This is a genomic window from Nocardia vulneris, assembly GCF_001613425.1.
In the GTDB taxonomy this organism is placed as follows: domain Bacteria; phylum Actinomycetota; class Actinomycetes; order Mycobacteriales; family Mycobacteriaceae; genus Nocardia; species Nocardia vulneris.
Genome location: NZ_BDCI01000001.1, coordinates 238,153 through 264,536, shown reverse-complemented (window position 1 = coordinate 264,536; position 26,384 = coordinate 238,153). Strand labels below are relative to the sequence as shown.

Annotated in this window: 22 protein-coding genes and 1 riboswitch; of the genes, 17 read left to right on the top strand and 5 right to left on the bottom strand. The window is 68.6% G+C overall.

The genetic code is table 11. The features are described from left to right. Positions 1–381: 381 nt before the first annotated feature. Positions 382–1,269, bottom strand: coding sequence for a Sco1979 family transcriptional regulator (locus tag NVU01S_RS01120; RefSeq protein ID WP_014984802.1), 888 nt, complete (start codon positions 1,267–1,269; stop codon positions 382–384). Positions 1,270–1,357: 88 nt separating this feature from the next. Further along, positions 1,358–1,579, bottom strand: a complete 222-nt coding sequence (locus NVU01S_RS01115; protein ID WP_029899630.1) for a DUF397 domain-containing protein — start codon at positions 1,577–1,579, stop codon at positions 1,358–1,360. An 860-nt stretch (positions 1,580–2,439) separates the two neighbouring features. On the opposite strand from NVU01S_RS01115, the gene NVU01S_RS01110 reads away from it, so the two are divergent. The 3 genes from NVU01S_RS01110 to NVU01S_RS01100 all read left to right on the top strand — a co-directional run bounded on the left by NVU01S_RS01110 (position 2,440) and on the right by NVU01S_RS01100 (position 4,672). Further along, the gene (locus NVU01S_RS01110) at positions 2,440–2,676 is read left to right on the top strand and encodes a hypothetical protein (RefSeq protein ID WP_014984799.1); all 237 of its coding nucleotides are present in this window, start codon (positions 2,440–2,442) and stop codon (positions 2,674–2,676) included. Between the two features lie 206 nt (positions 2,677–2,882). Next, entirely contained in the window at positions 2,883–4,145 is a 1,263-nt protein-coding gene (locus NVU01S_RS01105; protein ID WP_029899631.1) for a PucR family transcriptional regulator, read from the top strand. 92 nt (positions 4,146–4,237) lie between these two features. Beyond that, positions 4,238–4,672 (top strand): CBS domain-containing protein, encoded by a 435-nt coding sequence (locus tag NVU01S_RS01100; protein WP_042255643.1) that lies wholly within the window; start codon positions 4,238–4,240, stop codon positions 4,670–4,672. Positions 4,673–4,682: 10 nt separating this feature from the next. On the opposite strand, the gene NVU01S_RS01095 is transcribed toward NVU01S_RS01100, so the two are convergent. Then, positions 4,683–5,105 carry a pyridoxamine 5'-phosphate oxidase family protein gene (locus tag NVU01S_RS01095; RefSeq protein ID WP_043672421.1) on the bottom strand — a complete coding sequence of 141 codons (423 nt, stop codon included), beginning with the start codon at positions 5,103–5,105 and terminating at the stop codon, positions 4,683–4,685. 166 nt (positions 5,106–5,271) lie between these two features. On the opposite strand from NVU01S_RS01095, the gene NVU01S_RS01090 reads away from it, so the two are divergent. The 10 genes from NVU01S_RS01090 to NVU01S_RS01045 all read left to right on the top strand — a co-directional run bounded on the left by NVU01S_RS01090 (position 5,272) and on the right by NVU01S_RS01045 (position 16,752). Then, a complete protein-coding gene (locus NVU01S_RS01090; RefSeq protein WP_043672423.1) occupies positions 5,272–6,537 on the top strand; it encodes an aminotransferase class V-fold PLP-dependent enzyme in 1,266 nt (421 codons plus the stop codon). Continuing rightward, a complete protein-coding gene (locus tag NVU01S_RS01085) occupies positions 6,534–7,823 on the top strand; it encodes a heavy-metal-associated domain-containing protein (RefSeq protein ID WP_043672426.1) in 1,290 nt (429 codons plus the stop codon). Before NVU01S_RS01090 ends, NVU01S_RS01085 begins: the two co-directional genes overlap by 4 nt. Beyond that, on the top strand, positions 7,820–9,307 hold the full coding sequence (locus NVU01S_RS01080; protein WP_043672429.1) for a type III PLP-dependent enzyme domain-containing protein: 1,488 nt from the start codon (positions 7,820–7,822) through the stop codon (positions 9,305–9,307). The genes NVU01S_RS01085 and NVU01S_RS01080 overlap by 4 nt, the downstream gene beginning before the upstream one ends. Further along, a complete protein-coding gene (locus tag NVU01S_RS01075; RefSeq protein WP_043672432.1) occupies positions 9,307–10,632 on the top strand; it encodes a pyridoxal-phosphate dependent enzyme in 1,326 nt (441 codons plus the stop codon). Before NVU01S_RS01080 ends, NVU01S_RS01075 begins: the two co-directional genes overlap by 1 nt. Positions 10,633–10,740: 108 nt before the next feature. Beyond that, positions 10,741–11,148 (top strand): hypothetical protein, encoded by a 408-nt coding sequence (locus tag NVU01S_RS01070; RefSeq protein ID WP_029899638.1) that lies wholly within the window; start codon positions 10,741–10,743, stop codon positions 11,146–11,148. A gap of 117 nt (positions 11,149–11,265) precedes the next feature. Further along, the gene (locus NVU01S_RS01065; RefSeq protein ID WP_052280720.1) at positions 11,266–11,895 is read left to right on the top strand and encodes a TetR/AcrR family transcriptional regulator; all 630 of its coding nucleotides are present in this window, start codon (positions 11,266–11,268) and stop codon (positions 11,893–11,895) included. 101 nt (positions 11,896–11,996) lie between these two features. Then, positions 11,997–12,167: riboswitch (M-box (ykoK) riboswitch) on the top strand. Positions 12,168–12,441: 274 nt separating this feature from the next. After that, the gene (locus NVU01S_RS01060; protein ID WP_043672435.1) at positions 12,442–13,161 is read left to right on the top strand and encodes an MgtC/SapB family protein; all 720 of its coding nucleotides are present in this window, start codon (positions 12,442–12,444) and stop codon (positions 13,159–13,161) included. Beyond that, positions 13,158–14,894: an ABC transporter permease gene (locus tag NVU01S_RS01055; RefSeq protein ID WP_043672438.1), complete on the top strand. Its 1,737-nt coding sequence runs from the start codon at positions 13,158–13,160 to the stop codon at positions 14,892–14,894. The genes NVU01S_RS01060 and NVU01S_RS01055 overlap by 4 nt, the downstream gene beginning before the upstream one ends. 85 nt (positions 14,895–14,979) lie before the next feature. Further along, positions 14,980–16,320: an ABC transporter ATP-binding protein gene (locus NVU01S_RS01050; RefSeq protein ID WP_043672441.1), complete on the top strand. Its 1,341-nt coding sequence runs from the start codon at positions 14,980–14,982 to the stop codon at positions 16,318–16,320. Between the two features lie 66 nt (positions 16,321–16,386). Continuing rightward, on the top strand, positions 16,387–16,752 hold the full coding sequence (locus NVU01S_RS01045) for a hypothetical protein (RefSeq protein ID WP_052280721.1): 366 nt from the start codon (positions 16,387–16,389) through the stop codon (positions 16,750–16,752). 9 nt (positions 16,753–16,761) lie between these two features. On the opposite strand, the gene NVU01S_RS01040 is transcribed toward NVU01S_RS01045, so the two are convergent. Beyond that, a complete protein-coding gene (locus NVU01S_RS01040) occupies positions 16,762–20,022 on the bottom strand; it encodes an ATP-binding protein (protein ID WP_052280722.1) in 3,261 nt (1,086 codons plus the stop codon). A gap of 30 nt (positions 20,023–20,052) precedes the next feature. Then, positions 20,053–23,085 (bottom strand): tetratricopeptide repeat protein, encoded by a 3,033-nt coding sequence (locus NVU01S_RS01035; RefSeq protein ID WP_052280723.1) that lies wholly within the window; start codon positions 23,083–23,085, stop codon positions 20,053–20,055. A gap of 189 nt (positions 23,086–23,274) precedes the next feature. Here NVU01S_RS01035 and NVU01S_RS01030 point away from each other — a divergent pair, with 189 nt between their 5' ends. The 4 genes from NVU01S_RS01030 (at position 23,275) to NVU01S_RS01015 (ending at position 26,285) form a co-directional block, all read left to right on the top strand. After that, positions 23,275–23,508: an NfeD C-terminal domain-containing protein gene (locus NVU01S_RS01030; protein WP_043672444.1), complete on the top strand. Its 234-nt coding sequence runs from the start codon at positions 23,275–23,277 to the stop codon at positions 23,506–23,508. A gap of 19 nt (positions 23,509–23,527) precedes the next feature. After that, on the top strand, positions 23,528–24,628 hold the full coding sequence (locus NVU01S_RS01025) for an SPFH domain-containing protein (protein ID WP_014984781.1): 1,101 nt from the start codon (positions 23,528–23,530) through the stop codon (positions 24,626–24,628). A 34-nt stretch (positions 24,629–24,662) separates the two neighbouring features. After that, the gene (locus tag NVU01S_RS01020) at positions 24,663–25,067 is read left to right on the top strand and encodes a cold-shock protein (protein ID WP_014984780.1); all 405 of its coding nucleotides are present in this window, start codon (positions 24,663–24,665) and stop codon (positions 25,065–25,067) included. 135 nt (positions 25,068–25,202) lie between these two features. Beyond that, positions 25,203–26,285 carry an ATP-dependent DNA ligase gene (locus NVU01S_RS01015; protein ID WP_218023622.1) on the top strand — a complete coding sequence of 361 codons (1,083 nt, stop codon included), beginning with the start codon at positions 25,203–25,205 and terminating at the stop codon, positions 26,283–26,285. Positions 26,286–26,384 lie beyond the last annotated feature (99 nt).

Here is a 26,384-nt window from a genome sequence, read left to right as displayed (position 1 = left end):
CATCTTGCTCCACTGGCGATGATTCACCCTCGGGCACAGGGCTTGCGGCGCAAGGCCTTGCGGTAGCCAGTGCCGCCGAGCCGACCGACCCAGTTCGGATCGAGTAGCCCCTCGCTCGTGCCGAACCACGTACCGGCGCTCGCACCGACACCCTCGGTGCGGGCGCTGCGTCGTTCGGCGCGCGCGCCGAATCTTGTGGCACCCGAGCCGAACTGCGGGGTCCGACCGCGATCGGATGCGTCGGCCATAGATCGTCACGTGACAACACTCGCGCCGTGCTCGGCACCCGTCCAGCACCGCGACCAAGGCCCTGAAAACCGGAAAACCACGCCCGTCCTCGTGGCGGTGCGTGGCGTTCTGGAAACCCCGGCGCGGGGTGGCTCATAGTTCGGCGGCGTAACCGGCGAGGATCTCCATCGACTTCTCCGGCCGCTCGGCCTGCACGCTCAGCCGGTCCATCACCGACAGATACAGCGCCAGATCCTGCCTGCGGTCCAGGTACAGCGCGCTGGTCAGATGCTCCAGGTACACGATGTCCGGCAGTTCGGCCTCGGCGAAGCGCAGAATGCTGAACGAGCTACCCGCGGCGGCGTGTTCGCCCGCCGAATAGGGCAGCACCTGGACGGTGACATTGGGCAGCTGGGCCAGTTCGATCAGGTGCTCGAGCTGCTCGCGTTGCACGCGCGGCCCACCGACGGGCCGATGCAGCGCCGCCTCATCGATCACCGCCCACACGACCGGCGGATCGGTCCGGTGCAGAATTTCCTGCCTGCGTTGCCGAACCTGAACCCGCCGATCGGTGTCGGCGTCCTCATACCCGAGCGCCACCACTGCCCTGGCGTATTCGGGGGTTTGCAGGAGTCCCGGAACAAGATGCGCTTCATACGTGCGGATCTTGCTCGCGGCTTGTTCGAGACCCAGGTACGTGCCGAACCACTGGGGCAGCAGGTCGCTGTAGCGATGCCACCACCCGGGCTCGTTCGCCTGCCTGGCCAACTCGAGGAAACGCTGGCGCTCCTCGGCGTCGGTGACACCGTAGAGGGTCAGCAGATCCCGGATATCGCGTTCCTTGAAACCGGTGCGGCCCAACTCGAGACGGCTGATCTTCGCGTGCGAGCCGCGGATCGCATCGCCGGCGGCCTCGCGGGTGATGTTCTTGCTCTCCCGGAGCTTGCGCAGCTGACCACCCAGCGCGATGCGTAGCACCGTCGGGCCTCGTTCTGCGACAACGGCATCGACCTGACCATCGTCATTGGGTTCAGCGATCATTGAGTTCGTCTCCGATACTCGAGGTTGCCCACAGTGTGTCACAACCACCTGTCGCGAAACACACCGCACCGATCGCTAATGCTACCGCTCAGCTCGTCAAATAGTCGAACTCCCCCGCCTTCGCGCCGCGCACGAACGCGTCGATCTCCGGACGGGTGTAGAAGAGCGTACCGCTCTCCGGATCACGCGAGTTACGCACTGCGACCTGGCCGTTGGTCGCCTCGGCGACCTCGACGCAGTTACCGCTGGGGTTGCTGAACGAGCTCTTACGCCAGGTTCCGATGACCTTGTTCATGGCTGTATCCGACATGTTCCCCACTCCTCAGTATCGCCAGTTGTTGCAAATCGGTTCGTGCATCTGCACTCTCAAACGTTCTTGCATTTGCACCAACAGTTTGGACGATAGCACGATGTTCGCCGCCGCGCCTCTACTAATTCGGACCACTCGGTCCGAGATCTGAGGCAAGCCTGTTTCGACCCGGAGGTACGGACCGCGCGGCCTGGCTCACAACCGCTTGACCTGCATGAATCCCTAACGGCCGCACCACGGGTGGGCCCGGTGGGACATGCACGCCAGGGGCGCGAATCGACCATTCCGAGGTGCCGCCAGGCGCGTGCCAGACCGCTGCACCCGTCCGCCGGAGCCATCATCGGCCCACTACCCGCACTGCGGGCGCCGGCGGTCCGGGGCACATCCGGAGCTACCGAACGCCCGGCGAAGACCGTTCCGTGATCGACCGTGTCACGGTGCGGCGATGACCGGTCCGAGGCGTCGCCCTATATAGAGGACGACCCGATCGAGCGACCCCATCCCCCGCAAAGTCCCGCGTCAGGTCCACCATCGACCGGCCGCGCCGGGTCGACGACCCGGAGACAGCCGGAACAACCGACGACACCTGGGCCCCCCGCGCGTCCGCCCGCCGGTGCCATCGAACAGCTATCGCCACGGCCTATTCGCCCGATATGCCCCCGAGGTTCGCGACAGTTCGTCGCGAAGGCGTTTCCCGTCCCGTTCCCCCATGTTCATCGGTGGCGTCCGTGCAGATGTACTTGCATCTGTAAGCGACGGCGGCCTAGACTCGGTGCCATATCGGGGAGGTACGCAGGGAGTTCGAGCCGGCGGCGCCTACACAGCAACCTCCCCACACGCCACACGCGAGGGGCGGTCGAATGAGCCAGCCATTCCGGACTCCCCGCCGGGTCGCCGTCATCGGCGGCACCGGCGTCGAGCTGCCGCGGCAATGTCCTGCACCGGAGTTCCCGGTGTCCGACTGCGGTGTCGAACCGCCGGGCCTCACCTATCGACTGGCGCGTGACATATTGTCGGCCCACGAAGTCCACGGCCCGCAATGCCGGCAGTGGCTCGCTGCCGCCGCGTACCTTTCCGCCGGCCTGGACGACGAGTAGCAGCCCGATTTATTTCCGCCAGAGTAGCGTCGTGACTGCCAAATGTCTTGTGCACTGTGCCAGGTCATGACCAGACGGCTCAATAATGTCGTAGGCTCCCAATAGATCTCATCGATAAGCCACCACGCGCAGCACCCTTTCGTATAGTGAGCCGAACGATTCGGGCACCGTTCTTTTCCGCCCGACGTGGCAATGGAGCGACCCGAATGACCTTCTCCGCGCTGGATCTTTCCGCTGATTCGTCCGACACAGCGCTCGAAATCGGCGGCCGGCCGGCCTCGATGCCGCTACAAAATACCGACCGGGTTGCTTCGCGAATGGTGGGATATTTCGCCACCTGCATGGCACCGTGCCGCACCCTGCCCGGCGAGCAATTACGCGGGGACGTCACGAAACTCACCCGCAGCTGCCTGGGCCTGGTCGCGGAAATGTTCGATCGCCGGGCCGTGCCCGGCGACGAACGGCTCGGCGAGGTCCGTGAGGCGGCCACGCAGTGGGCCCGGGAAGGCGTGCCGCTCAGCACCATTCTGCGCGGCTACCACGAGGGCGTGCGCATCGCGTTCGGTCTGGTCACCGCGCCCGCGAAGGCCGACGACGTGCGCGAACTGCTCGTCGCCAGCGATCTCATGCTGGAACTGCTCGAGGCGGTCACCGCCGCGGTCGCCGACGCCTACGTCGAGGAACAGCATCTCGTCGCCAAGGAGCACCAGACCGCCACGCAGACGCTGGCCTCCGCGCTGCTCAGCGGCCGCGGCAGCTCCGCGCTCGCCCGGCAGGCCGGCATCCCGATCGCGGACGCGTATCAGGTTGTCGCGCTGTCGCTTTCGGAACACGCCGACGAGCGCGACCCGCGGGTCGACGCGCATGTCGCGGCCCGGCGCAAGCTACGCAGGCTGCAATCCGCGCTCGCGACCGTGTTCGCCTCGCGCGCGCTGGCGCTGCTCAGCACCAAGGGCGGCACCATGCTGGTTCCGATCGGCGAGGACGGCGAAACCACCATGACCGCAGAGACATTGGCGCGGCTGGCCGAGGCGGCCGAGGTGCCGCTCACCGCGACCGTCGTCGCCAGCGATACCGACGAGGTGCCCGAATCCGCCGACCAGGCCCACGAATTGCTCAATCTGGTGCGGGTCGGTGGTAAGCCCCCTGGCCTCTATCAAATGGCCGACCTCGCGGTGGAGTACCAGCTCACCCGCGGCGGTCCGGCCACCCGGCGCATCGCCACCGTGCTCGCGCCGCTCGACGCCCACCCCGAGCTGTTCGAGACCATGCGCGCCTACCTCGGCAACGATATGAACCGGCAGCTCACCGCACGTCAGCTGTACGTGCACCCGAATACCGTCGACTACCGGCTGCGCCGGATCGCCCAGCTCACCTCGATCGATCTGGCCACCTCCGCGGGGATTTCGCAGGCCGCGATCGCCCTGCTCGCCCGCGATCTGGATCGCAGCGTCACCCGTCGCCTGTGACCCCGGCGTGACCCGTGACGGATTCGTGCTGGCCACCGGGACCTCGACTTTGGGATCCTGGAACTGCCGCGCGGACGTCTGGATGGTGAAGCATGCGAATAGCCGAGATCTTGCGTAGAAAAGGATGCGACGTGGCCACGGTCGCACCCGATACGACGGTACGGAGCCTGCTGGCCACGCTGGCCGAGCACAATATCGGCGCGGTGGTGGTGACGCCCGACGGTGACGGGATCGTCGGCATCGTCTCCGAACGCGACGTGGTGCGCACCCTGCACGCGCGCGGCGCCGAGCTGCTGGACACGTCGGTCGCCGACATCATGACCACCGACGTGCGCACCTGCGGTCCCGACGACGAGGTGGACAGCCTGCGAAACACCATGACCGAGCACCGGATTCGGCATCTGCCGGTGGTCGGCGAGGGCAGGCTGGTCGGCATCGTCAGCATCGGCGACGTGGTGAAGAGCGCGATCTCCGAGCTGGCCACCGAGCGCCAGCACCTCGTCGAGTACCTGCAGGGCAAGTACTGACCCGAGGGCGCTAGATGCTGCCGAGGTCCTTGGACAGCCAGTGCTCGGGGCGCAGGTAGACCACGACCTGTTCACCGAAGTCCGCGGCCTGCTTCAGGTACGCGTCGACCGCGTCGCCGCTCAGATAGCGCTCGACCATCTCGTGATGCAGCGCGTCGGTGATCGGGGTGATCTTCGAGACCGGCCCCTCCACCGTCACGTAGCGCACGCTCGGCTCGGTGCGCTGCACCATCAGGGTGAACCGCCCGGCCGCGTCGATGGCGCTCATCTTCTGCGAATCCGCTCCGGTGAGCAGCCACGGCTCACCGCCGGGTGTGTACTGATACCAGACCGGCACGGTCAACGGGCCGCGATCGGGGCCCGCGGCCACCGACAACGCCGCGATATGCGGCTGGGCGAGGAACTCTTGACGCTCTTTCAAGGTCAAAGCCATGACCCCCAGACTAGCCGGAAACCGGTGGTGTGAAAGGCATTGCCCACGAGAAACCTTCGAGACCTCAGGAAAAGTGCGTATCGTTGGGGGCGTCCCAGCGCATCCGGCTCAGCGCTTTTTCGGAGGGAGCGTCACGTTGCGATCCCACGCCTCGCGGTCGCATGTCGTGCGACCACCGGCTGAGCGGTCCTCCGCTGCGCCCGCGCAGGCCGCGGTCCGCAAGCTCTTCCCGGCGCTGGCCGAATCCACCGAGGTGTACCTGGACAGCGCGGCCACCACGCAGAAGCCGCGGCCGGTCATCGACGTGATCAACCACTATCACAGCTCGCGCACCGCCAATGCCGGTCGCGGCACTTATCCGTGGGCCACCAGCCTGAGCGGGCGGATCACCCGCATCCGGCAGCGCGCGGCCGCCTTCATCGGCGCCGCGCACGCCGACGAGGTGGTCTTCACCGGCGGGGCGACGGCCGCGCTGAACGCCGTGGCGCTCTCCTGGGGTCTGGCGGTGCTCGAGGACGGCGACGAAATCCTCTACAGCCCACATGATCACGCGTCCAATGTGCATCCGTGGCATCACCTGCGCGGCCTGCTCGCCCGGTTCGGGCGGCGGCTGGAGCTGGTGCCGTACCGGGTGACCGCGACGGGCGCGGCAGACACCACCGACATCCTGACCAAGGTCGGTCCGCGCACCCGGTTGATCACCACCAGCCACCTGCATCACGTGTACGGCGGGCTGACCACCCTGGAGGAACTGCGCGGCCGGCTCGACCCCGAGATCCTGCTGTGCTTCGACTGCAGCCAGAGCGGCGGGCATCTGCCGGTGGACGTGACCGAGCTCGGCGCGGATTTCGCGATCTTCGCCGCGCACAAGATGTTCGGTACACCGGGCACCGGAATCCTCTACTGCCGCAGGCGGGTTCACGATCGGCTCGTGCCGTTCCTGCCCGGTGGCAATTCCGGGGTGCGGGTGAGCGCGGCCGGCCTGGTGCCCGCGGCGATGCCCGCACTACTCGAGGGCGGCACGCACAACATTCCCGGCATCCTCGCGCTCGGCAGCGCGCTCGAGGTGCTCGAATCGTTCGACGTCGCCGCCATCGCCGCGCACAACCGCATGCTGACGTTGCGTCTCATCGCCGGGCTGCGACCGATCCGCGGGCTGGAGTTCCGCCCGGGCCCCGCCTACGCGGCCGACCCGGTCGGTTACGGCATCGTCTCGTTCACGCTGGACGGGATCTCGGCGGCGGACCTCGGGTTCGTGCTGAGCGAGTTGGGTTTCCTGGTCCGGACCGGTCTGCACTGCACCGTCACGCCCGAGGAGCACCCCGCGGGCCACGACGACTCGGTCCGGGTCAGCACGCACATCTACAACACCGCCGACGAGATCGACCGGTTCACCAAGTGCGTCATGACGATTGCCGAGGAGGTCACATGACCATGGACACCCCGCGCTACGACCGCAGGGCCGCGTCCCGGGTGCTGGCGGGTCTGGCCCAGCCCGGGCTGTTCAGCACGCCGGTATCGCTGCCCGATCCCCGCCGCTTCGAATACACCTGCACCGCACTGCATACCGAGCCGAACAGTCACCTCACCTACTCCCAGCGGCTGTACCTCGAGCGGTTCATGCGCCCGTGCCGTCCCTACCAGGTGACCAGCGCGACGCACCGGATCACCTGGACCGACAGCGACGGCATTCCCAACACCGGCCACTTCCGCGCGGACGGCCTCGGCCCGCTGGTGCCGATCGCCATGCGCGAGACCGTGCTCGCGCTGTGGCACGCGTTCGAGGCGAATAGCGCCTTCGCCGACCGTGTCTCGGCGCTGGGCCCGCGCGAGCACGCGGTGCTCGACGCGACCACCACCGACCACGAACCGACCGATATCTTCCGGGTCGGCATCGAGGCGGCGGGCCGCGCGCTCGCCCAGCACGCGCTGCTGGCCAGGCAGACCCCGTATCGCAGTGCCGCCGAATTCGCCAGGGGCATACATGAATCCGGCCTGTTCGCCGCGGTCGCGACCCGATGGTATTGGGAACTGCAGGCTTCCACGTACCGGCGCGGCATGATCCCGGTGACACTGATCGCCCAGCCCGACGGCACGGTCCGGTACTCCGCGGAGACCGTGGCGACACTGCGGGCGATGAAGGACGCCACCATCTCCGATGCGCACACGGTGATGCGGCGCGCCACCCACGTCGAGGGCCTGTCCATTCCCGAGGCGATCGCCAAGTACCACGACGATCTCGACCTCATCTCCCGTCAGTACGCCCTGCTGCCCGCGGGCACCCGGCCCGCCTGCCTGGCCGCGATGCCGCACCATCTCGGCGGCGGGCACTACAGCATCCTGCCGGTGGTGGTCGACCGCTTCGTCGCGGTGTTCGAGCAGTTGGTCGCCCGCTGCGAGCTGGTCGAGGTGAGCGCCGAGCTGAGCGAGGCGACGGCCGACCGGGCGGCGACCGCCGAGGATCAGGTGTTCTACGTCCCGGACATGACCTGCAAGCACTGCGTGCGCACGATCGGCGGCGTGCTCGAGTCGATGGATATCCGGGTGGTGGAGATCGATCTGATCAGCAAGCGCGTGGTGGCCGAGTTCCGCAGCCCGCGCAACCGGGCGCGGGCGTTCGAGGCGATCCGCGACGGCGGTTACAACCCGGTCGCCGAGCAGCCGCAGACCCCGGCCGAAGACGCGGTCGCCGCTCAGCCGTCGGAATCCGCGGTATGACGGCAGCGCCACCGGCGCTACCCGCGAAGATCCATCCGCTGGTACGCGCCTATCTCGACACTCCCGGTACGGTCGCCGAGGTCGTACGCCGGTTCGGTTCGCCGGTGCATCTGCTGTTTCCGCAGGTGTTCGCGGAGAACCTGGGGCGGTTCCGCGCGCTGCTCGAACAGCGGCTGCCCGGCCATCGAATCTGCTACGCGCACAAGGTCAATCAGTCGCAGGCGTTCGTCCGCACCGCCGAGCTGGCTGGGATCGCCATCGATGTCGCCTCGCCGCAGGAGCTGGCGAGCGCGGCCGGTGCCGGCTTCGGGCCGATGCGGATCGAGGTCACCGGGCCGAAAGGCGAAGCGTTCCTACGTGATCTGATCGCCCGCGGCGTGACGATCAACGTGGACAATCTGTGGGAGTTGCGGCGGATCGTCGAACTCACCGAGCCGCAGGCCGCCGTCCCGGTGCTGCTGCGCGTTTCCGGATTCCACGACGCACAGGTGAGCCGGTTCGGCGTGCCGCTGTCCGCGGTCGCGGCCGCTTTCGACCTGCTCTGTGCGCATCAGGATCGAATCACCTTCCTCGGCTTCGCTTTTCACCTCGACTCCGGGGACGCGGGAGAACGCGTCCGCGCGATCGACGCCTGCCTGTCGCTGATCGAGGAAAGCTATGCGCGGGGCCTCACGCCCTCGGTGGTCGATATCGGGGGTGGGTTCCGGCAGGTCTTCACCGCCGACGCCGATCGTTTCGACGAGTACGTCCAGGCGCTACGCGATGCACTGCTCGGCCTGCGGGCGCCGATGAGCTGGGGCAGCAACACCTTCGGGTATCACGTGGCCAACGGCGCGGTGCACGGGATCCCGGTATTCCACAAGTACGCCAACACGATTCCGGCGACCGCGCTGCTCGAGGACGTGCTCGGCGCCGCACTGGAGCGCCACGGCGGACGCACCGTCGCCGAGGTGCTCTCGGACAATCTGCTGGACATGTGGCTGGAGCCGGGAAAGGCGCTGGCCGATCACGCGGGGGCGACGGTGGCCGAGGTCGAGTTCGTCAAGGAGATCGCCGACGGCAGCGTGCTGGTGCACCTCGATCTCAGCCGGGACTGTGTGACGCCGGCGGACCAGGAGGTGATGGTCGATCCCGTCATCCTGCCCGGCGCCGGCCGGACCGTCGCGGACAGTGCCCCGGTGGGTGTGTATTTCGCCGGCCGCCTCTGTCTGGAGCGCGATCTGATCACCAATCATCAAGTGTGGCTTGCCGATCGGCCGCAGCCCGGTGATCTGGTGGTGTTCCCGAACACCGCCGCCTACCACATGGATCTGTCCGCGGCGACCGCGTCCATGCGCCCACGCCCGAACAAGCTCGTCGTGACCCACGACGACAGCGGTTTCCGAGTGTGCCCCGACGCGGAGTACCGCCCGGCCCCCGCCCACACCCCACCACGCGCGTCCCGGCCGCCGTCGGCCCCGCGCCAGAGCACCGAGGCGCGCTGATGCGCTACGACCACATCACCGAACTCATCGGCAACACTCCCCTGCTGCGCCTCGATCCGGCGGTGCACGGTCTGCGCAATGTCGAGTTGTACGCGAAACTGGAGTCGCACAACCCCTTCGGCTCGGTCAAGGATCGGGTCGCGTGGGGCATGATCCGCGACGAGCTCGACGATATCGTGGCGCGCGGCCAGAGCTTCATCGAGGCGTCGAGCGGCAATACCGCCAAGGCGTTGCGCATCCTGGGCGCGGTGCACGGCATCGGACTGCGCGCGGTCACCAATCGAATGAAGGTCGCCGAGGTGCGCGAGCTGCTCCAGCTGTTCGGCACCGAGATCGTCGAGCTGCCAGGGCTTTCCGAGTGCCCCGATCCGACGACGCCGAACGACGTCTACGCGGTGATCGAGGCGACCATGGCGCAGCGGCCCGGCGCGTACCACCATGCCTCGCAGTACACCAACGAGAAGAACATCGAGGCACATCACCACGGCACCGGCCGGGAGATCCACGAGGACCTCGCCGCCGACGGGATCACCCGGGTCGACTACCTCATCGGCGGACTCGGCACCACCGGCTCGACCAGGGGCACCGCCACCTACCTGCGCAAGCACAACCCTGAATTGCGCACTGTCGCCGTCGTTTCCGAACGCGCCGACTTCATCCCCGGTATCCGCTCGGAGAGCGAGATGTGGGAGGTGGGCCTGTTCCAGCCCGATTTCTACGACAGCATCGTGACCGTCGAGGCCGCCCGCGCGGTCGACGCCACGCTGCGCCTGGCCACCGGCTACGGCATCCTGGCCGGGCCGACCAGCGGCGCGAGCTACGTGGCCGCATTGGATACCCTTGCCGCCGAATCGGATTCGGCGCGCCCAGCGGACGACCCGATCGTCGCGGTGTTCATCGTCTGCGACCGGCTGGAACCGTACCTGTCCTATATCAAGAAGCGCAGGCCCGACCTGTTCTCGCCCGCCGCACGCGCCACCGCGCCGACCTCGGCCGAACTGACCGCGACCCCGACCGTGTCCCCGGACGAACTCGCCGAACTGGACCGCACCGGCAAGCCGACCATCGTCGACACCCGCGGCGCCATGGCCTATCGGATCGGGCATGTACCCGGCGCGCTCAATATCCGCGACGATCAGCTCGATGACATGTTCGCCCAGGGCATTCCGTTCCCGCGGTCGCGGCCGCTGGTGTTCGTGTGCCCGGTCGGCGAGCTCTCGCTGCGGTTCGCGGCGCGCGCGCAGCAGGCCGGGTACGACGCCACCAGTCTGGCGGGCGGGGTCGCCGCGTGGCGGGCCGCGGGCCTGCCGCTCGAGCGCGGCTGATCCATCGCTCGATTCCGGGCGTGTCCCGGGGCCATCGCAGGCAAACTACCGGTGAGCGCAGCACCGTGCTGCAGTTTCTCTGCCAATGCCCGAAAGAGATGGTTCATCATGTTCCGCTCGAACAAATCCATCGCCGCCGCGTTGACCTCGTTCGGCGCCGTGTCCGCGGCCCTGGTGGTCGCCGCACCGGCCGCGCCCGCGACGGTCAACGCCGTCGGTGTGGCGCCCGGACTGAGCTTCGGCAGCTCCACCGCCTTCGGCACGAGTTGCACCTACATCGCCACGGCCACCGCGACACCCGGCGACGTCGTCGGCTTCTTCGATCCCACCGGCACCTTCGATCCCGGCGGCTGGATCACGGTCCCCAGCTCCGGCACCGTGACCGCGAAGTGGACGCCGCTGGTCCCCGGCAATCACACCGTCTACGCGGTGCGCAACGAGGGCGAGTTCGTCTCGACCCAGGCGACCGTCGGCACCGGTGTCAACCTGGGCTTCGCGTGCCTGGTGTTGCCCTGATCGCATCGAGCGAGTCGCAAGCCCGGTGACGACCGGCCCGCCGATACCGGTGGGCCGGTCGTCCGGCCGCGTCGCGGGTCGCCGTTGCCGGGGGCGACCAGGCACTAATGTGGTGCCGTGCAATCAGGCCAGGAATCAGACGACGACGCGGGCCCACGGATCTGGGGCGGCACGACCCTCACCGAACGCCGGGAGGCGCGCCGCGGCGCGCTACTCGAGGCCGCGCTCGATCTGATCGGCGAGGCGGGCGCCAGCGGGGTGACGATGCGCGCGGTCTGTCGCCGAGCCAATCTCACCGACCGCTATTTCTACGAAAGCTTCAGCAGCCGAGACGAACTGCTCGACGTGCTCTACCGCCAAGTCGCCGAGGAATTCCTGCAGCCGATGACCGCGTTCGCCGCGGCCGACGAGCCGTCCCGGGATCGCGAGCTGGCCCAGATCCTGGTCGACAAGGTGCTCGCCGATCCCCGCAAATCCCGGCTGTTCCTGGTCGAGCCGTACTCCAGCACCGGCCTCGGGCAGACCACCATCTCGGTGATGCCCGAATTCACCCGGTTGATGCAGGACCACCTGTTCGCCCACATCGACGACCCGGTCAAACGCAGGCTCGCCGCGGTCACCATGGCCAGCGGCAACGCGGGCATGTTCTCCGCCTGGCTGAACGGCTCGCTGCGCGCCACCCGCGACGAGATCGTCGACCACTGCGTCGCGGTGCTCACCGCGTACCGCGCGATGTACCGCGCCTGATTCGCCGCGTGCGCGGCTCAGGCACAACAGGATTGGGCACTGCGACCGCGATCACATCGGGTTGCCAACGTTTCCATTCGGGTGTTTACTGGCCACCGCAAGGTGCCGATCGTTCGCTGAGGCTCCTTCACGGAAACAGGCCAGCGACCCCGAACGTCGAGAGACGCCCCGGGTCAGGACAGATCTCCCCGGCTTAAGGGGTGATCCCGATTGGCTCCCGGTCCGCCGGGTTCACGCCGTGAAGTGCCAAAGGTCTTACGAGGAGGGGTGCCCACCGGCGTTTTTGCCGGGTTCCCCTGCTGTGCTCTGCAACGATCAAGTCATGACGCTCGGTGGATGCCGTGTGCCGAGAGGCGAGGGAGGTGAGCCGGATGCCCGGCGGTAACAGTCCGAATACCAGTTTGCCCATTATTCACCCAGCGACCACCCCGCCAGCGTTCCGAAGGCGGCCACCGCGGCATACCCTCGCGGCAACCCCGTGACCTAGCCGAGCATCGGCTCGGCGCGGCCACGGGCGGGCGGCGCTGATTGTTCAGGAGTGCGGTCATGACAACAGTGGAAATGATCCTCCGGCTGCTCACCGGCGTCGGTCTGGGCGCGGCCATCGGCTTCGAACGGCAATACCGCGCCCGGATGGCGGGCCTGCGCACCAACGCGCTGGTCGCCGCCGGGGCCACCCTGTTCGTGCTGCTCTCGGCGCACGGCTTCGCGGGCGGCACCGCCGACCCGACCCGGGTCGCCGCGCAGATCGTGTCCGGCATCGGCTTCCTCGGCGCGGGTGTCATCATCCGCGACGGGCTCAACGTGCGCGGCCTCAACACCGCGGCGACGCTGTGGTGCGCGGCCGCCGTCGGCGCGCTCGCCGGCGCCGGAATGTACAGCACGGCCGCGGCGGGCACCGTGGCGGTGGTCGTGGTCAACATCGCGCTGCGCGCCGCCGGACGCGCCGTCGACCGGCAGCCCGAGGCGGGCGGCGAACAGCCCGCGTCCTACGCGTTCGCCGCCGTCACCAACGACGACAACGAGGCGCACGTCCGGGCCCTGCTCGTACAAGCGTTGACGCGCACCGACTTTCAGCTCGTCTCGATCTCCAGTGCGAACACCGGCACGCCGGGCCGGGTCGAGGTGCGCGCCGAACTGTTCGGCGATCAGCGCGACGATCGGCAGATGGAATCCGCCGTCAGCAGGCTGAGCCTGGAGCCGTCGGTGACCAGCGTCGGCTGGCACATCGCGGGCACCGCCGAAGCGAAGGGAACGCAGGCATGACGCTGTTGCGCTCCTACCCCGCCGGGGCCGCGCTCGACCGGCCCCGCAACCGGTACGCCGATGTCGTCGTCTTCGTCGGCGCGGCGGTCCTGGTCTGGCTGATCGTGCGGGTCTCCGCGAGCGCGAACGTGCCGTTCGACCAGGCCGCGGCGCCCGCCACGGTGTCCACCGATCCGGATCAACTCCCCTACTACGCGGCCCGGTCGCTGCTGCGCATGTTCGCCGCACTCGGGCTCTCGATCCTGTTCACCTTCGTCTACGCGACCGCGGCCGCCCGGCTGCGGCGGGCCCGCGCGGTGCTGCTGCCGCTGCTGGACATCCTGCAGTCGGTGCCGATCCTCGGCTTTCTCTCGATCACCGTGGCCGGGTTCATCGCGCTGTTCCCCGGCTCGCAGCTCGGTCTCGAAAGCGCTTCCATCTTCGCCATTTTCACCTCGCAGGCATGGAACATGGCGTTCGCGTTCTACCACAGCCTGGCCGCGCAGCCGCGCGAGCTGGACGAGGCGTCGCGCAACCTGAGACTGTCACGCTGGCAACGGTTCTGGCGGGTCGACGCGCCCAGCGGCATGATCCCGCTGGTCTGGAACGGCATGATGAGCTTCGGCGGCGGCTGGTTCTTCCTGGTCGCGTCCGAGGCGATCAGCGTCAACAACCACGAGTACGCGTTGCCCGGTATCGGCTCCTATGTCGCCACGGCGACCGCGGACGGCGATCTCGGCAAGGTGTTCATCGCGATCGGCGTGATGGTCCTGATGGTGGTCGGGGTGAACTTCCTGTTCTGGCGACCGCTCACCGCCTGGGCCGAGCGCTTCCGGGTCGAGGACACCGGCGCGGCCGACGCACCGCGCAGCATCGTGCTGAACCTGTTGCGGCGCTCGCACATTCCACTGCTGCTCGGCAAGGTGTTCGGCCCGTTGGTCGCACCGCTGGATCGGATGATGAGCGTGTTCGGGCTCGCCGAATACCCGCTGCACAGCTCGCCGCTGCGGCGTCGGGCCGGCGATCTGGTGTTCGCCGCGGTGATCGCGGTCGCCGTGGCCTACGGGGCCTACCGGGTGGTCGGCTACATCGACTCGACCGCCGGATTCGGCGAAGTCGGGCACGCGTTCGGGCTCGGCTTCCTGACCCTGCTCCGGGTGGTGGTGCTGCTGGTGCTCGCGACCGTGGTGTGGGTGCCCGTCGGGGTGTGGATCGGGTTGAACCCCAAAGTTTCCCGGCTCGCCCAGCCGGTCGTGCAGGTACTGGCCAGCTTCCCCGCCAACTTCCTGTTCCCGTTCATCACCGCCGTGCTCGTCTGGAGCGGAGCCAGCCTGAACTGGGCGGGCACCCTCCTGATGGCGCTCGGGGCGCAGTGGTACATCCTGTTCAACGTCATCGCCGGGGCCAGCGCGGTGCCGACCGATCTGCGCGAGGCCGCCGCCAACCTGCAACTCCCGCGAAAACTGTGGTGGCGCAGGCTGATTCTGCCCGCCATCTTCCCCAGCTATGTGACCGGCGGGATCACCGCGGCCGGCGGTGCGTGGAACGCGTCCATCGTCTCCGAGGTCGTCGACTACGGCTCGACCACCCTGGTCGCCGCCGGACTCGGTTCCTACATCCACGAGGCGACCACCGTCGGTGACTCACCGCGGATCCTGATCGGAGTGCTGGTCATGAGCATCTACGTGGTCGGCATCAACCGGCTGTTCTGGCGGCGGCTCTACGCACTGGCGCAGCGGAGGTACTCGCTGTGAGCACCGCACGGACGCTTGCTCTTTCACCGGTCCATCCGCGAAATGATCTGGGCCGGTTCGCTCTTCGCTCGACAGGAGGTCGCTCATGACCACGTCCACCCCCACTGCCGAAGTCCTGCTCGACATCGCCGCGGTCGGCAAGCGGTTCACCGGCGCCGCGGGCGACGAGCTGCGGGTGCTGGACGGCATCGATCTGCAACTGCGCAGCGGCGAAATCGTGGCGCTGCTGGGGCGTTCGGGTTCAGGCAAGTCCACGCTGCTGCGCATCATCGCCGGACTCATCGCACCGTCCGACGGCGAGGTCCGATACCGGGGCACCCCGCTGAACGGCAGCAACCCCGGTGCGGCGCTGGTTTTTCAGTCCTTCGCGCTGATGCCGTGGCTCACCGTGCAGGACAACGTCGAGCTCGGACTCGCGGCACGGAATGTGGCACCCGCCGAACGTAAGCAGCGCGCGCTCGCCGCCATCGACATGATCGGTCTCGACGGCTTCGAATCCGCCTATCCCAAGGAGCTTTCCGGCGGTATGCGCCAGCGGGTCGGGTTCGCCCGGGCGCTGGTGCTCGAACCGGATCTGCTGCTGATGGACGAACCGTTCTCCGCGCTCGACGTGCTGACCGCGGAGAACCTGCGCACCGAGCTCGTAAATCTCTGGGCCACCGACGATTTCCCCACCAAGGCGATCTGCGTCGTCACGCACAACATCGAAGAGGCGGTGCAGTTGGCCGACCGGGTGCTCGTGCTCGGCGCCAATCCGGGACGGATCATCGCCGAGATCGCGGTATCGCACCCGCGTCCGCGCGATCGGCGGGCGCCGTGGTTCGAGGCCATGGTCGATCAGATCTACGGTCTGCTGACCGGGCGGGATACCGAGCCGGTCGTCACCGGACCGGACAAGGCCACACCCACCGCCCAACCGCTGCCCGACGCCTCGGTCGGCGGGCTCGCCGGCCTGGTCGAACTGGTCTACGCCGGCGGCGGGCGGGCCGATCTGCCCGATATCGCCGACGAACTCAACTTCGAGATCGACGATCTGCTCCCCCTGGTCGACGCCGCCGAGCTGCTCGGCTTCAGCACCGTCGAGGACGGCGATGTCCTGCTCACCGAGATCGGCACGGCGTTCACCAGCGCCGACATCCAGGAGAGCAAGCGCATCTTCGCCGAGCAGGCCCGCCATCGCGCCCCGCTGGTCCGCACCATCTGCAAGGGCCTGGCGGGCAGCTCCGACGGCAGCCTGCGCGCCGGCTTCTTCCTCGACCTGCTGCGCCGCGGCTTCGGCCCCGAGGACGCCCGCCGCCAACTCGACATCGCCATCGACTGGGGCCGCTACGCCGAGCTCTACGACTACGACACCGACTCCGACAAGATCACCGCCGACCCCGCCGCCAAGGTCTTCGCCGGCGTCCGCGGCCGCTGGACCGCCTAGGGTCGGGCGGGTCGATTACCTCAGGGGTAATCGACCCGGTGGGGTGCGCCGGGGCAGGCTCGGGGTATGGGAATTACTAGTGCGCTGCGCGGTCTCGCGGTGGGCCGGATCGTCCTCGGGGTCGCGGCGCTGGCCGTCCCCGGGCCGTTCGCGAAGGCGTTCGGAATTCGGCCCACGCCGGAACTGACCTATATGACAAGGATTTTCGGTGCACGGGCACTCGCGCTGGGGCTGGGGTATCTCGGCGCGACGGGTCCGGAGCAGACGCGGTGGCAGCGGCTGGCGTTGCTGGTCGACCTCATCGACACGACGCACGGCGCCGCACACAGCGTGCGCGGCGACCTCCCGCGACCGGTCGCACTCGCCATGACCGCCCTGACCGGAAGCTACTTCCTGGTCGGCGCCACCAAACTGGCCCACGATCTGCGCTGATGTCCGTGGTCAGGGGGCGGGTCGGGACAGCCAGTGGGTGAGGTTTTCCCGGGTGCGGACGGTGTCGGGGTGGTCGGGGCCGAGGATGCGCTCGCGGTCGCCGAGGAGGGCGGTCAGTTCGGCGACCGCGCCGGGCACGTCCCCATTTCTGGCGCGGTAGGCGGCGAGGTTGTTGCGGGTCAGCAGGGTTTGCGGATGCTCGGGGCCGAGGACGCGCAGTTGATCCGCGAGCAACGCACGGCTTTCCGCCTCCGCGGCCACCACCTGCCCGGTCTTGGCTCGGAAGGCCGCGAGATTGCCGCGGGTGACGAAGGTGTCCGGGTGGTCGCTGCCCAGGACCCGCACCTGGTCGTCCAGTACCAGCCGCGCCTCGCGCAGTCCGCTGTGCAGGTCGCCGTTCTTCGCCCGCAGATAAGCGAGATTGCCTCTGGTGTAGAGGATTTCACGGTGATCAGGCCCCAGCACCTTGATCCGCTCGGTCAGTGCGCTGTACAGCTCCTCGATCGCCGCGTCCAGGTCCCCGCCGCGCGCCCGATAGCCGGCCAGATCGGCCCGAGTGCGCAAGGTGACGGGATCCTCGGGACCGAGCACGCGCACCTGATCGGCCAGCAGCACCTCGCCCGCGGCGATCGCTCCGGCGGTATCGCCGCCACGGGCTCGCGCAGTGGCGAGTTTGGCCCGGGTGAGCAGTACGCGCGGGTCATCGGACGCCAGCACCCCCAGCTGCTCAGCCAGCAAACTCTGTAGCTCGTCGACGGTAGTCGCCGAATCACCGCCCATGACGCGATATCCGGCCAGATTGCCCCGGGTCGCCAAGGTCTCGGGGTGCGCCGGACCGAGCACACGACGCCGAATCGCCAGCAGCTCTTCGGTTTCGGCGATCGCACCGGCCAGATCGCCCTGTACCGCACGCAACGACGCCAGCTTGCCGCGGGTACGCAGGGTATCCGGGTCGTCCGCGCCGAGGACGCGGCGCTGGTCCGCGAGCACGTCTTCCAGTTCCGCCGCGGCGCCCGCCGGATCGCGGATCTCCCCGCGCGCGGCCGCGAGCCGATAGCGGGTCGAGAGGGTGTTGCGATGCTCGGCGCCGAAGATCGCGATCTCGTCGGCGAGCACCCGCTCGTAGTCGGCGACCGCACCGCGGAAGTCACCGCTGTCCGCGCGCCGGATCGCGAGATACTCCCTGGCGCGCAATGTATCCGGATGCCGATCGCCGATCACGGCCGCGATCGAGGGCACCCACGCCGCCCACATGTCCCGGTTGTCGGCGGCGCGGGCGGTTTCGAGTTCGACGAGGTGCTCGACCGCCCGGCGGCCGTCGCCGCCGGCGAGGTAGTGCCGCGCACCCGCGGCACGGGCGTATTCCTCGCTCCGTTCGCCGTCGCGCGTCCGGATCGCCAGCAGTATCGCGGTGTGCGCGTCCTCGATGCTCGCCTGCAGCGCACCGCAGGCTTGCGCCAGACCCGCGAGCAGCACATCGTGCGCGATGCCGAGCGCTTCGTCCGCCGTCCCGGGACGGCTGCGGGTGAGCAGGGCGCCGAGTCCGGCTGCGGCGTCCCGGATTCCGGCGGTGCGCAGCGGTCGCTGCCATTCGGCCAGCGCGGTTTCCAGCACCTCGATGGGCAGCACCGGGCCCACGCCCGCCGCGACGAGGATCGCCACCATCGGGCCGATGGCGTTCGCGACCTCGGGTGCCGCCGACTCCGCGGCGAGCCGGAGACGTTGGGCGGCAAGGGTATCGATGTCGGCGCGCGAGGACAGCCGGTCCCGCGCGCTCGGATGTAGTTCGCGCAGCAGCTTGGCCAGCAGCCAACCGGCCGGAACCCGTGCACCCGTACTGGGTCCGAGATCGCCGCCCATGTAGTCGATGCCCTGGTACCCGGTGTCGGCGGAGTGCGGCGGCCGATCGCCGCGCTGCACCTCGGCAGCGATCTCACCGACCCCGGGCCCGGTGATCGCGATCGAATGCATGTGCCCGAGCCGAGGATCGGCCTGCGCCGCCGCGCCGGCCCGCACGCCGACGATGACGCGGACGTGCGGCAGCTCGGGCCGCTCGGTCAGCTCGGCGACGGCGTCGATCAGCAGATCCCGGCTCCCCGGCTCCGGTAGATCGAGTCCGTCGAACACGAGCGTGATCCGCTGCCCCGCCCGGCGCAATCGGGCCAGCGGGGCGGCCAGCTCGAGTTCGAAGATGTCCGGCTCGCCCGCCCCGGCCCAGGGCACGCGGGCGGCGCGGGTATACCCGGGCAGCCGATCCGCCAGCTGCTCCGCCAGCTCCCCGACCGCGGTCTCGAGCGAGCTGCTCGCGGTGAGAAACACTGCCGCGGTGACGTATTCGGGCGCGATCGGCAGCCCCTCGGCCACGCTCGGCCGGATCAGCAGTGCCAGCAGCGTCGATTTGCCGGACCCGACCGGCCCGACCACCGCGCGCAGGCGCCGCCCGCCCGATTCGACGAGATCGATCAGGCTTTCGCGCAGCGCGTCGGTCACCACCACGTCTCGCGTGAGCTGATCCAGCAGACCGGCCGCGGGCCGCCCGGTCAGCGCGTCGCGCCGCCGAGCGGCGTTGGGCACCAACCACAATCCGGGATCGCCGCCCGCCGTGCCGGTCACCGTGCCCGCGGTGAAGGACAGGTGCTGTGGTTCCTGGCGCAGGCAGCTGCGCGCGATCGGGTCCACCAGATCGTGCGCGAGCAGGGTCTCACCGCGCAGCGGCAGGCCGGTGTCGAACGTCGCCAGCACCGTGCGCGTGAAACAGCCGGAGTACGCGGGCCCGGCCCCCGAGGCGACCAGTAGCTCCATCCGGCCCGCGGCGTCGGCGAGCAGATCGGTCCATCGGGTGGCCGCACCGCGGAGGCCCTGTTCGGTCTCGCAGGCGTCGATCAGCACGATCAGTCCGTCCAGCGTCGACTCGTTCAATCGTTCCCGGATACCCTGGGCGAGGTGAAAGGCGTTGTGCGAGCGCGGCACCGCCGGAGAATCGTGCGCGAGCAGGAAGAAGTCGCCGGCACCGGTCGCGACCCCGTGGCCGATGAACGCGACGAGCAAGGTCGCCCGCTGCTCGGACGCGACCCGGAACGCCTCGTCCATCACCGACACCAGCTCGGCGGCAGTGGGATTCAGCACCGGCCCGGCCGTGCCGGTCGCCGCCGCCCATCCCCCGGACCGGCACAGGCCGCCGTACAGGTCACCGGCCAGCGCCGCGGTGAACCCCAACTCCCCCAGCGCGACGCACTCCGACCCCACCACCAGCGCGAGCCGTCCTCCCATGCAAGCAAGATACCCGCCGGCCGGACCGCGCTATCCCGCGAGACGGGCGCGCCAGTGCGCGAGCGTGGTCTGCGTGCGGATCGTCGCGGCGTGGGTCGGCCCCAGGGCGCGGAGTTCGGCCACCAGCAGGACTTCCAGTTCGGCGATCGCTTTGCGGAGGTCGCCGTGTTCTGCCTGCCGGGACGCCAGGTCGTTGCGGGTGGCGAAGGTGTCGGGATGATCGGGACCGAGCACCCGCAGGCGATCGGCCAGCAGCTGTTCGAGTTCGGCGATGGCGCAGGGCAGCTCACCCGCGTCGGCGCGATACGAGGCCAGCGTGCTCCGGGTGGTGAGCGTGTCGGGATGATCCGCGCCGAGCACCCGGACCCGGTCGTCGAGCAGGTGCGTGAATTCGGCGCGCGCACCGGCGATATCACCGCTGCGCGCGCGAAACGCCGCGAGATTGTTGCGAGCGTTGAGGGTGGCCGGATGGTCCGGGCCGAAGATGCGCAGGCAGTCGGTGAGCAGTTGCTCGAATTCGTGCAGCGCCGCGGTGACGTCGCCGTGTTCGCCGTGCCAGTAGGCGAGGCTGTTGCGGGTGCGCAGGGTTTGCGGGTCGTCGGGACCGAGGATGCGGGCACGGTCGGCACGCAGGGCCTCGAAATCGATGATCGCACCGACCAGGTCGCCCTGGTCGGCACGATTGGACGCCAGGTCGTTGCGGGTGCGCAGGGTATCGGGATGGTCGGGACCGAGTAGCCGGATCTGATCGGCGAGCAGGCGCTGGTAATCCGCCCGAGCACCGGGATAGTCGCCGCACCGGGCGCGGTAGGTGGCCAGATTGGTGCGCGTACCAAGGGTTTTCGGGTGATCGGGGCCCAGCACCCGGAGCCGGTCGACGAGCAGCTGCTCGAAAGCCGTGATGGCACCGAGGTAGTCACCGCTCTCGGCCCGGTGATAGGCCTCGCGGCTGCGGGTCGTCAGGGTGTCCGGATGGTCGGGGCCGAGGGTTTCGACGAACGCGGGTACCCAGGCCGCCCACAGGTCCCGGTTGTCGGCGGCGCGCGCGGTCTGCAACATCTCCAGGAAGTGCAGCGCGCTGGTGGAATCCCGGTAGGCCAGGCAGTGCCGCACCGCCGAACCGCGGGCGTAGTCGGCGGCGCGATCGCTCTGACTGTGTTTGATGGCGGCGATGATGGCCCGGTGCGCGTCCTCGATCTCCACGCCGAGCTGCTTGCATTCCGCGCGCAGGCCGGGCAGCAACGCGCCGTGCGTCACGCCGATCGATTCCCGCAGCGTGCCGGGGTGACTGCGGGTGACGAGCGCGCCGAGCGCCACCGTGATATCGCGGATCCGGGCGATGTGCAGATCGATGCCGAGCGAGGTCAGCGCCGCGTCGGCGAGTTCGATCGGCAGCACCGGCCCGACGCCCGCGGCGATGAGCACGCCGAGGTAGGTGCCTGCGGCGTGCACGGTGTCGGGCTGCATGCCGCGCAGCGCCGCGTCGACGCGCAGGGTGACGATCCGGTCCAGGCCGATCCCGGCGGCCACCGCGCCGTCGGTGATGCTCGGCGCCACCTCGAGCAGCATGCGTGCCAGCAGCCAGCCGCCGGAGACCACGTGCGTGTCGTCCTCGACGGCCGTTGGTGTTTCGGACAGCAGGCCCTGGATCCACTGCACCCAATCGGCGGGATCGGCCGGCGCACCGGTGCCGCGCGCCGATCCCACGACGGTGGCGATATCGTCGGCGGCGGGCTCGCCGACCTCGATCCGGTGCATGTGCGCCAGGGTGGGCTCGTCTTCCACGCCGGTACCGTCGCGCACCCCGGCGATCACCCGGACATGGCGCAGGTCTTCGCGTTTCGTGAGATCGCAGATGGCGGCGCAGAGCAGCCGCCGGGTGCCCGGCTGGGGCTGGTTGAGCCCGTCGAACACCAGCGTCACCCGGCGGCCCGCGGTGGACAGCCGCGCCAGCGGATGACGCACCGCGATGTCGAAGATGTCGAACTCGTCGCGCGATCGGTGCGCGCGCACGGACCGCGCGGCATCGGCGAAACCGGGCAGGCGCGCGCTCAATTGGGCGGCGAGCTCGGCCGCGACCGCCTCGATCGAGCTCGCGGCGGTGAGAAACACTGCCGCGGTGATGTATTCGGGAGTCACCGCCAAGCCCTCGACCAGGCTCGGCCGAATCAGCATGGCCAGCAACGTCGATTTGCCCGCACCGGTCGGTCCGATCACCACGCGCAGGCGATGCGACCCGGCGTCGACGATGGCGTCCAGGTGCTCGCGCACGTCGGGGGTCACCAGCAGCCCGCGGGTGAGCTGGTCGACGAATCCCGCTGCGGAGCGCCCGCTCACGGCGTCGCGGTGCCGGGCGGTGTTGGGCACCAACCAGAGTCCCGGGTCGGCGCCGTGTTCCACCGACACCGCGCCGGAGGTGAACGAAAGGTACTGCGGCTGTTGATGAACGCACTCGCCCGCGATCGGATCGACCAGATCGGCGGGCAACAGGTTCTCGCCGCGCAGCGGCAACCCGGCGCCGAAGGTGGACAGCATGGTCCTGGTGAAGCATCCGGAGAACGCCGGGCCGTCGCTCGCCGCGACCAGCATCTCCATCCGCCCCGCCGACTGCGCGAGCAGATCGGTCCACCGGCGCGCGGCACCGAGCACGCCCTGCCCGGTCTCGCAGGCGTCGACCAGCACCACCAGCCCGTCCAGCGCCGCCTGGTTCAGCCGCTCCCTGATCTCCTGCGTCAGATGAAAGGCATTGTGCGAGTTCGGGTTCGCGGGCGAGTCATGACCGAGCAGATAGAAATCCTCGGCATTGGTCGCCACGCCGTGGCCGATGAAAGCGAGCAGCAATGTCGCCTGCCGCTGCGCGGCCGCCGCGAACGCCTCGTCCACCGCCGTGACCAGTTGCGCCGCTGTCGGATTCAGTACCGGACCGTCCTCGTCCGTCGCCGCGCGCCACCCACCGGCCTCGGTCAAACTCCCATACAAACCCGTTGCGAGTTCGCCGGTGAATCCCAGCTCCCCCAGCGCCACACATTCGGACCCGACCACCAACGCGAGCCGTCCTCCCATGCAAGCAACATACCCGCGCACATCTCGGCATACTGAGACACCCGCAACCTGGTCGTTCACCCCCTACGCCCGCGCGCGGAGCAACTCCCGTGGTCACGAACCGGATTCACCCGGCCCTGTCGCCTGGGAAACCCACTGTCCGGGACGTAGTGTGACCACTCGGACTGTCAGTGGGAGGAGATCGGTGCGATGAGCGACCCCGTGGTCGGTTTGACGGGTACGCTCACCTCGCCCATCCGGGGTGCGGGCATGTTAGGGGAGGTCTTGGTGGCGATTCGCGGGGGCACAGAGCTGTACATCGCCCGTGCGGCCGAAGCGATTCCGGCAGGCACCGCGGTGCTGGTCATCGAGGTCCATCCCGGACGCATCGTCGATGTGGTGCCCTGGATTCCGCTGACGCCGGATCCGGCCGAAGGAATTTGAAACAGTAAGGGAGACAACCGTGCTGGGTTACCACGTACCCGACCCGGACGAGGCGATGCTGATCAGCGGCGCCAAGAGCAAAGACAACACGCCGTTCAAGGTGGTGATCGGCCGCGGCAGCTGGGTGGTGCCGCTGTTCCGTAAGGTGCGCTACCTCTCGCTGGCCATGTTCGAGGCCGAGATCAAGGAGCGCTGCGTCACCAAGCAGGCGATCCAGCTCGAAGTGCGCGCGGTGATCGCGTTCAAGGTCGCCAACGACACCCAGTCGATCGTCAATGCGGCGCAACGCTTCCTGTCCGAACAGGAAAAGGAGATGTCGGTGCTCACCGGCCGCATCTTCTCCGGTCACCTGCGCTCGATCGTCGGCTCGATGACGGTCGAGGAGATCATCCGGGAACGCCAGAAGCTGGCCGACGAGGTCCTGGTCGCGTCCAAAGTGGAGATGGGCAATATCGGCCTCTGGGTCGATTCGTTCCAGATCCAGTCCATCGACGACGGAAATCTCGGCTACATTCAGGCGCTGGCCGCACCGCACAATGCCAGCGTGCAGCGCGACGCGCAGATCGCCCAGTCCCAGGCGGCGCAGCTCGCGGCGCAGGCCGAACAGGAGTCGCTGCGCAGGCAGGCCGAGTACCAGCGCGAGACCGCGATCCTGCGCGCGCAGTACCAGCGCGATATCGACAAGGCGAATGCCGAAGCGGCACAGGCAGGTCCGCTCGCCGAGGCGATGGCCTTGCAGGAGGTGCTCACAGCGCAGGCCGAGCAGGCGCGCAAGGAGGCCGAGCTGCGCGAGCAGCAGTTGCAGACCGAAGTCGTGAAACCCGCTCAGGCGGAAGCGGATCGGGTGCGCATCCTGGCCGAGGCCGAGGCCGACCGCACCCGGATCCAGGCCGCCGCGGCCGCGTCGAACAACCGGATCGCGTTGGACCAGTTGTTGATCGAGCAGCTGCCCGAAATCGTGAAGCAGGCCTCGAACGGGCTGGCGAACGCCAATCTCACCGTGCTCAACGGGCCGGACGGAGTCGGCGAACTGGTGAACGGAATGGTCGGTCAAGGACTCACGGTTTTCAATTCATTACAAAAGGCGCTTTCGTCCAACGACGAGGATAAGGCGGGCTAAGGTGACCGGGTAGTGACCGCGTGGCGAGGAGTGGGTGTTGGTGTCCATCGGGAAATTGGTCTCGTTCGACAGCTCTCGGGGATTCGGTTTCATTCGACCGGAGGACGGCGGTCCGGACGTATTCGTGCACGTCAACGACATCGGACTGGATGAGGACGAGTTACGCCAGGGCCGGGTATTCGAATTCGACATGACCGAGGGCGATCGGGGGCCGAAGGCGGTGAACCTGACCGTCGTCGGCGGTCAGCCGAACCCGCCGGTGCTACCGCACAAATCGAAACACCGGTCGAACTCCGGGCACCTCACGGTCGCCGAACACAAACGCCTCATCACCGAGCTGCTGCTGGACGCCAGTCCCGCCTTGACCGCCGGGGAGATCCTCACCATCCGCGACCGGCTCACCGCCTTCGCCGAGCAACACGGCTGGCTGGACAACTGATACGGGTTTCGCCGCAGCCGCCAATTCCCGATCTTGTCGGCTGCGGCGCTTACGATCATCGGCAAGTGCCGATGAATTCTGCTCGAACATGCCGTCTGCATCGGTAAGGAACACGAACCGAGGAGGGTAGTTCGCGTGGACTTACCGGTGATGCCACCTGTCCGGCCGATGCTCGCCAAAACCGCGCCGGGCGTGCCCCGTGAACCCGGGCTCAGCTACGAGCCGAAATGGGACGGCTTCCGCTGCATCGTCTTCCGCGACGGGGCCGAGGTGGAGCTCGGCTCCCGCAACGACCGCCCGTTGACCAGGTATTTCCCCGAGGTCGCCGAGTTGTTGCAGCAGGCGCTGCCGGACCGGTGCGTGGTCGACGGCGAGATCGTCGTGGTGACCGATCAGGGCCTGGACTTCGACACGCTGCAGAACCGGCTGCATCCGGCCGCGTCCCGGGTCAACAAGCTGGCGGTGGAGACGCCGGCCAGTTTCGTCGCGTTCGATCTGCTCGCCCTCGGCGACCGCGACCTCACCGAGGAGCCGTTCGCCGAACGCAGGCGACTGCTCGAGACCATCCTCGACACCGAACCCGCACGAGTGCACCTGACTCCCATCACCCAGGACCCCGACGTCGCCGAGGACTGGTTCACCCGGTTCGAGGGCGCGGGCTTCGACGGTGTCATGGTCAAGGCCGACGGGCTGGCCTACCTGCAGGACAAGCGCGTGATGCTGAAGGTCAAGCACGAACGCACCGCCGACTGCGTGGTCGCCGGGTTCCGCTGGCACAAGGACGGGGAAGGCGTCGGCTCGCTGCTGCTCGGGCTCTTCGACGACGAGGGCAACCTGCACCACGTCGGCGTGGCGAGCAGCTTCACCGCGGCCCGGCGCAAAGAACTGGTCGACGAGCTCGCGCCGCTGCGGGAGAACGCGCTGGAAAACCATCCGTGGCGTGAATGGGCCGACGCCGCGGCGCAAGCCAGGGCCGACGGCAAGATGCCCGGCGGGGTGAGCCGCTGGACCGGCGGCAAGGACCTCTCCTGGGAGGCGTTGCGCACCGAACTGGTCGCCGAGGTCCGCTACGAACACGTGCAGTCCGGCCGGCTCCGGCACGGCGGCAGACTGGTCCGGTTCCGCACCGACCGCACCCCCGAATCATGCACCTACGCACAGCTGGACGAGGCGCCGCCCGCGGAGCTGAGTGAGATCTTCAGCGAGGTGCAGTCGTGAGCGAACGTAGTGAGCGAACCATGTCACAGCGCGCCTCGCGCATGACGGAACCGAGCGCCAGCGAGGTGGAGTCGTGAGCGAACGTAGTGAGCGAACCAT

Excerpts from the sequence above, each read along its gene's own strand:
- NVU01S_RS01100 (WP_042255643.1), top strand. The coding sequence starts at position 4,238 with ATGCGAATAGCCGAGATCTTGCGTAGAAAAGGATGCGACGTGGCCACG.
- NVU01S_RS01075 (WP_043672432.1), top strand. The coding sequence starts at position 9,307 with ATGCGCTACGACCACATCACCGAACTCATCGGCAACACTCCCCTGCTG.
- NVU01S_RS01120 (WP_014984802.1), bottom strand. The coding sequence starts at position 1,269 with ATGATCGCTGAACCCAATGACGATGGTCAGGTCGATGCCGTTGTCGCA.
- NVU01S_RS01055 (WP_043672438.1), top strand. The coding sequence starts at position 13,158 with ATGACGCTGTTGCGCTCCTACCCCGCCGGGGCCGCGCTCGACCGGCCC.
- NVU01S_RS01070 (WP_029899638.1), top strand. The coding sequence starts at position 10,741 with ATGTTCCGCTCGAACAAATCCATCGCCGCCGCGTTGACCTCGTTCGGC.
- NVU01S_RS01060 (WP_043672435.1), top strand. The coding sequence starts at position 12,442 with ATGACAACAGTGGAAATGATCCTCCGGCTGCTCACCGGCGTCGGTCTG.
- NVU01S_RS01105 (WP_029899631.1), top strand. The coding sequence starts at position 2,883 with ATGACCTTCTCCGCGCTGGATCTTTCCGCTGATTCGTCCGACACAGCG.
- NVU01S_RS01080 (WP_043672429.1), top strand. The coding sequence starts at position 7,820 with ATGACGGCAGCGCCACCGGCGCTACCCGCGAAGATCCATCCGCTGGTA.
- NVU01S_RS01035 (WP_052280723.1), bottom strand. The coding sequence starts at position 23,085 with ATGGGAGGACGGCTCGCGTTGGTGGTCGGGTCCGAATGTGTGGCGCTG.
- NVU01S_RS01085 (WP_043672426.1), top strand. The coding sequence starts at position 6,534 with ATGACCATGGACACCCCGCGCTACGACCGCAGGGCCGCGTCCCGGGTG.
- NVU01S_RS01050 (WP_043672441.1), top strand. The coding sequence starts at position 14,980 with ATGACCACGTCCACCCCCACTGCCGAAGTCCTGCTCGACATCGCCGCG.
- NVU01S_RS01045 (WP_052280721.1), top strand. The coding sequence starts at position 16,387 with ATGGGAATTACTAGTGCGCTGCGCGGTCTCGCGGTGGGCCGGATCGTC.
- NVU01S_RS01030 (WP_043672444.1), top strand. The coding sequence starts at position 23,275 with ATGAGCGACCCCGTGGTCGGTTTGACGGGTACGCTCACCTCGCCCATC.
- NVU01S_RS01110 (WP_014984799.1), top strand. The coding sequence starts at position 2,440 with ATGAGCCAGCCATTCCGGACTCCCCGCCGGGTCGCCGTCATCGGCGGC.
- NVU01S_RS01095 (WP_043672421.1), bottom strand. The coding sequence starts at position 5,105 with ATGGCTTTGACCTTGAAAGAGCGTCAAGAGTTCCTCGCCCAGCCGCAT.
- NVU01S_RS01040 (WP_052280722.1), bottom strand. The coding sequence starts at position 20,022 with ATGGGAGGACGGCTCGCGCTGGTGGTGGGGTCGGAGTGCGTCGCGCTG.
- NVU01S_RS01115 (WP_029899630.1), bottom strand. The coding sequence starts at position 1,579 with ATGTCGGATACAGCCATGAACAAGGTCATCGGAACCTGGCGTAAGAGC.